This is a genomic window from Yersinia pekkanenii (genome assembly GCF_001152565.1).
Classification (GTDB): domain Bacteria; phylum Pseudomonadota; class Gammaproteobacteria; order Enterobacterales; family Enterobacteriaceae; genus Yersinia; species Yersinia pekkanenii.
In genome coordinates this window covers 1-4,068 of sequence record NZ_CQAZ01000100.1, presented here as the reverse complement: position 1 = coordinate 4,068, position 4,068 = coordinate 1, and the positions used below count along the sequence as shown (strand labels likewise).

Sequence of the window (4,068 nt, the reverse complement as noted above, 5' to 3'; positions counted from 1 at the left end):
AGGGAAACCACGGCTGGGCGTGGGTAAATATCCCAGCTCAAATTATATGAGGTCACTTAGGTGGCCTTTTTTATTGGCGGGTAATAGTTAAGGGGTAAGAGATGAGTCGACGGCTTGAAATATTGAAAGGGTCGCTGATAAAGAAAGAGACGCTGTTCGATGAAAAGCTTCAGCATCACTTCGATACTGTGGCTCAAGCCAACGGGCAGCCGCTCAATGACAAGCGCAATGGTCGCGCAACTCTAAATCATTGGGATAAGCAAAGCGACTCGCTGCGAACGTTGGACAGCAGCATCAAAAAGACCAAAAAGGCAATCGAGCGCGAAGAGATAAAAATTGCGGTGGTTGAGTCTGTAAAGCTTCCGAGCTACATCGAATCCGCTATCAACGATGGCTTAATAACGCAGTGGCGAAAGTTCCCGCGCTTCTTCTTCGTAAACGGTGTCTCAGGCGGTCGAATAGTTTTAGATGAAGAGAACGGCATGATTTCTCATCGATATTTAAACAGGGTAACAAAAGGAGAATATCCGATTTTTAGGGATGTTTTTAACAAACTAAACAGGCTGTCAAAAAGCTAAATCAGGTCGCATAACGCGGCCTTTTTTATTGGCGGGTAAATGAGGAATGAATGATGGGTAAGACCTGCAAAAACAGATACTGCATTGATGGAATAGATTTCATCCCTTGTTGCTCTGGTCATGAATGTGGGTGCATGGGCCAGCCAGTTCAGGCGAAGTTCTGCACTGAATGCAACGCTGATAAGCGCGAACCGACTGATGAAGAAGCTATCCAGTTACTTAACTACGTTGAGTGGGTCGACGATTAATCCAGTGACCTTACCACTGGCTCTTGTTTAGGGGCCTTTGGCAAGACCACTAGATGAGGTGATGTATGGCATGTAAATGTTTTGATGAAGTTAGCGAGAAAATGAAAGTGCATATTTTGGAGCGTCGGGGCGATGACGTGGCCGAGGTTGCAGAAAGCGGCTTTGCGCATAGCGTACTGGTGTTTGCTGAGGGGGATTTTTGCAGCGTCAGGCTGCCGTACACCTTCCGTTTCTATAAGCGTAAGAAGAGCGGTGAGTTAGAGCAGCGCCTCACTAATGGTGATAGCAGCGTATCCATGAATTACTGCCCGTTCTGCGGTACTAAATTCGAAGGCAAGGCGAGAGGGTGAGATATGAGTGAGAAAAAAATTCCAAAAAAATTACCTGACTTTATTTATGCAGTGGGCAAAGAGGCCGCAAGAAGTTCATTCGTGGATTTTCTTGAACATTGGGGTATTAGCGTAGAGGAGTACGAGGAAATAAGTAAATTCTTCTCAGAGCTTGGTATCAAAACTTACTGCTAACCCTCCCCACCCCCACCAATCCCCAGAGTAAATAACTGACAACTGTCGGTGTTTTGCTGTGGGTTAAACACTACTAATTAAACCGGAGTATCCCATGCATACCTTTTGTATTAATGGGCAGACCGCATCGGGCTGCTCTACTAACTATTTGACCAAAATTCAGCATTTACCAGCCTACCGCCTAACATCAGCCAGCTTCACTCCCCCACCACGCAAGAGCTTGCTGGACAAGATAGTTGAGTTTCTACGCTCAAAGGGGAATCCGCTATGACAAAAAAGGAACTTAAGTGGTGGCATAACCACTGGCTGGTTAATGCTCGAGCTTGCCGGGTTGCCGGCAGTAAGCGTTCAGCAGCCAATTATCTCACCTGTGCAGCCGCCAAGCGGCGCATTTATCAAATGGATGCGTCGGTATCGATTGAGCTTAGGGAGGCTGCATGACACAGGACGAGCGTTTTTATGCAGCACTCGAATCAGTTGCATGGACGCGACTGATAGCTGATCCACGCTTCACGGATGAAATGGCACAGATAGAAGCCAATGCAGATCATCGCACAAGTCAGCAGCAACAAAGAATTCAGGAGGCACATGATGACCGCTGTTTATAAAGCTATCGCAGGTGTGGCAAAGGACTTGTCAGAGGTCGGGATTTCAAAGGATAGCCGCAACCAGCAGCAGGGTTTTCAATTTCGTGGCATTGATGCCGTGTATAACGCTTTATCGCCTGCGCTGGTAAAGAATGGCCTTGTGATACTGCCGCGCATTACTGAAAGGACGGTTTCTGAGCGTGTAACTGCAAAGGGCGGTGTCCTGTTCTATGTCGTCGTTAAAGCGGAGTTTGATTTTGTCGCCACGGAAGACGGCAGCAGCCACACGATAGTGACCTTTGGTGAGGCGATGGATAGCGGGGACAAGGCCACAAACAAGGCTATGTCAATAGCATACAAATACGCTGCGTTTCAGGCGTTCTGTATCCCAACAGAAGAGACAGCGGCCGATCCTGATGCAGAAATTCATCACCCAGCGCCCCGAACTCCAGATCAAATACTTGCCGACTTCACATCACAGGCGAGTAACTGCCAGTCATTGAATGAGCTAAAGGGAATCTATACGCCAGCATGGAATGCGATGGCTAATTCAAAAGAGCACCAGGATAAGTGCGTTGAAGTATTCAGGCACAGAAGCACAGAACTAAAACCACAAAAGGCGGCATAAATGGCTAGCAGAGGCGTAAATAAAGTAATTTTGGTCGGGAATTTGGGCCAAGACCCAGAAGTTAGATATATGCCGAACGGCGGCGCGGTAGCCAGTATCACCCTCGCAACATCGGAAAGCTGGAGGGATAAGGCGACAGGCGAGCAAAAGGAAAAAACTGAGTGGCACCGGATTGTGCTGTTTGGGAAGTTGGCAGAAGTGGCTGGTGAGTACCTACGGAAAGGCTCTCAGGTCTACATCGAGGGAGCGCTGCAAACACGGAAGTGGCAAGACCAATCAGGGCAGGATCGCTACACAACGGAAGTGGTGGTTAACGTCGGCGGCACGATGCAAATGCTCGGCGGGAAGCAAGTGGATTCACAGGGAGCACAGAGCCAAGGACGGCAACAATCAGGCCCACAACAGAATCAGCAGCAATGGGGCCAGCAACATGCGCAGGGACAGCAACAGGCAGCGCACCAAAGCAGCGAACCACCAATGGATTTTGACGACGACATTCCATTCTGATGTAACAACTCCCCGCAGGTAATCTCATGACAATCAGAAAAGAAAACTATGCAGAAATAATTGCAGGATGCCTCTCGGCTTTTGATTGTGCAAAGCGGGGGGAAGAGCACGAACGGCTGAACAAGATGATTATCAGGACGATAGGCAGGATAACGGCGAATTACCCTCGCTGCCCTGCTCACTTATTACCGCTGGAGCGGCAGCCGTTTAGTTTAAGCAATCCCGCACCAATTATTACAACCAAGGTTGACCGTGAATACGCCGGTATTGGCTGGTCGGTCAAGCAGGACTAATCCCCCACCCNCAATCTGCTGAGGAATAGTTATGTCTGAAAATACTGATTATGAAACGTTAATAGCTGAGCGCAATGCTGCATTAGCTCAGGTGTGGCGACTGGTTGGTGAAAACGTCGTGATGCAGCAAATCATTGACTCAGTAACCGACCTTGATAACGAGCCTAAATATCACAGCGAAGGCATGGGCTGCGGCCTTGAAGATAGAGGAATCACTGACCGTTACGACGCCATGCAACATGGCTGGGAATGTGCGATGGAACGCGTTTACGGTGAGGTAATTCCCTGCGCTGAAGAATTGGATTTCTCAGCTACCACTCAGGTGCTTAACGAATATATAACCAGGAGTATTGTGGCTCCGGACGGGTACCAGCTTTGCTTTGTACCACTCGAACAAACCACCGCATTTAGAGACGCATGCACCACAGCATATGAGGAATCGCTGAGTGGAACTGGGCCGTGCGGGGTATTCATGGCCGCATACCGCTCTATGCTCTCCGCCGCGCCGAAAATTACCGCCAGCCTGAGGGGTGAGCATGAAATCAAATCGTGAAGCTAAGCGGCTACTTGGCATGTTCACTAACGGAAGGCTCCGAGTAAGCAATCTTGGCTGGTTAGTTTTTAGCGCTAATTACCCTCACGTATGGATGGAAAGGAATCTATCGGCTAGACAAAATCGCGCTAGAAAATGGCATAAGAAATT

Annotated in this window: 9 protein-coding genes; all 9 read left to right on the top strand. The window is 48.7% G+C overall.

Features of this window, described 5'->3' with window-relative positions; genetic code table 11:
- Positions 1–101 precede the first annotated feature (101 nt).
- The 9 genes from AEP37_RS22455 to AEP37_RS27455 all read left to right on the top strand — a co-directional run bounded on the left by AEP37_RS22455 (position 102) and on the right by AEP37_RS27455 (position 3,918).
- Positions 102–578, top strand: a complete 477-nt coding sequence (locus tag AEP37_RS22455; RefSeq protein ID WP_049615408.1) for a hypothetical protein — start codon at positions 102–104, stop codon at positions 576–578.
- A 313-nt stretch (positions 579–891) separates the two neighbouring features.
- Positions 892–1,176: a hypothetical protein gene (locus AEP37_RS22445; protein ID WP_049615406.1), complete on the top strand. Its 285-nt coding sequence runs from the start codon at positions 892–894 to the stop codon at positions 1,174–1,176.
- Between the two features lie 3 nt (positions 1,177–1,179).
- Positions 1,180–1,350 (top strand): hypothetical protein, encoded by a 171-nt coding sequence (locus AEP37_RS26355; protein ID WP_156168740.1) that lies wholly within the window; start codon positions 1,180–1,182, stop codon positions 1,348–1,350.
- Between the two features lie 267 nt (positions 1,351–1,617).
- Positions 1,618–1,791: a hypothetical protein gene (locus AEP37_RS26350; RefSeq protein WP_155409042.1), complete on the top strand. Its 174-nt coding sequence runs from the start codon at positions 1,618–1,620 to the stop codon at positions 1,789–1,791.
- On the top strand, positions 1,788–1,958 hold the full coding sequence (locus AEP37_RS26345) for a hypothetical protein (RefSeq protein ID WP_156168738.1): 171 nt from the start codon (positions 1,788–1,790) through the stop codon (positions 1,956–1,958). Before AEP37_RS26350 ends, AEP37_RS26345 begins: the two co-directional genes overlap by 4 nt.
- Complete coding sequence (locus AEP37_RS22440; protein WP_049615405.1) at positions 1,942–2,565, top strand: ERF family protein; 624 nt, start codon at positions 1,942–1,944, stop codon at positions 2,563–2,565. The genes AEP37_RS26345 and AEP37_RS22440 overlap by 17 nt, the downstream gene beginning before the upstream one ends.
- Positions 2,566–3,072, top strand: coding sequence for a single-stranded DNA-binding protein (locus AEP37_RS22435; protein ID WP_049615404.1), 507 nt, complete (start codon positions 2,566–2,568; stop codon positions 3,070–3,072).
- A 26-nt stretch (positions 3,073–3,098) separates the two neighbouring features.
- Positions 3,099–3,365: a hypothetical protein gene (locus tag AEP37_RS22430; protein WP_049615403.1), complete on the top strand. Its 267-nt coding sequence runs from the start codon at positions 3,099–3,101 to the stop codon at positions 3,363–3,365.
- 31 nt (positions 3,366–3,396) lie between these two features.
- On the top strand, positions 3,397–3,918 hold the full coding sequence (locus AEP37_RS27455) for a hypothetical protein (RefSeq protein ID WP_050692130.1): 522 nt from the start codon (positions 3,397–3,399) through the stop codon (positions 3,916–3,918).
- Positions 3,919–4,068: the final 150 nt, after the last annotated feature.

What these genes read in the sequence shown, in the direction of transcription:
- AEP37_RS22430 (WP_049615403.1), top strand. Translation starts at nt 3,099, where the DNA reads ATGACAATCAGAAAAGAAAACTATGCAGAAATAATTGCAGGATGCCTC.
- AEP37_RS22455 (WP_049615408.1), top strand. Translation starts at nt 102, where the DNA reads ATGAGTCGACGGCTTGAAATATTGAAAGGGTCGCTGATAAAGAAAGAG.
- AEP37_RS22445 (WP_049615406.1), top strand. Translation starts at nt 892, where the DNA reads ATGGCATGTAAATGTTTTGATGAAGTTAGCGAGAAAATGAAAGTGCAT.
- AEP37_RS26345 (WP_156168738.1), top strand. Translation starts at nt 1,788, where the DNA reads ATGACACAGGACGAGCGTTTTTATGCAGCACTCGAATCAGTTGCATGG.
- AEP37_RS26355 (WP_156168740.1), top strand. Translation starts at nt 1,180, where the DNA reads ATGAGTGAGAAAAAAATTCCAAAAAAATTACCTGACTTTATTTATGCA.
- AEP37_RS22435 (WP_049615404.1), top strand. Translation starts at nt 2,566, where the DNA reads ATGGCTAGCAGAGGCGTAAATAAAGTAATTTTGGTCGGGAATTTGGGC.
- AEP37_RS27455 (WP_050692130.1), top strand. Translation starts at nt 3,397, where the DNA reads ATGTCTGAAAATACTGATTATGAAACGTTAATAGCTGAGCGCAATGCT.
- AEP37_RS26350 (WP_155409042.1), top strand. Translation starts at nt 1,618, where the DNA reads ATGACAAAAAAGGAACTTAAGTGGTGGCATAACCACTGGCTGGTTAAT.
- AEP37_RS22440 (WP_049615405.1), top strand. Translation starts at nt 1,942, where the DNA reads ATGACCGCTGTTTATAAAGCTATCGCAGGTGTGGCAAAGGACTTGTCA.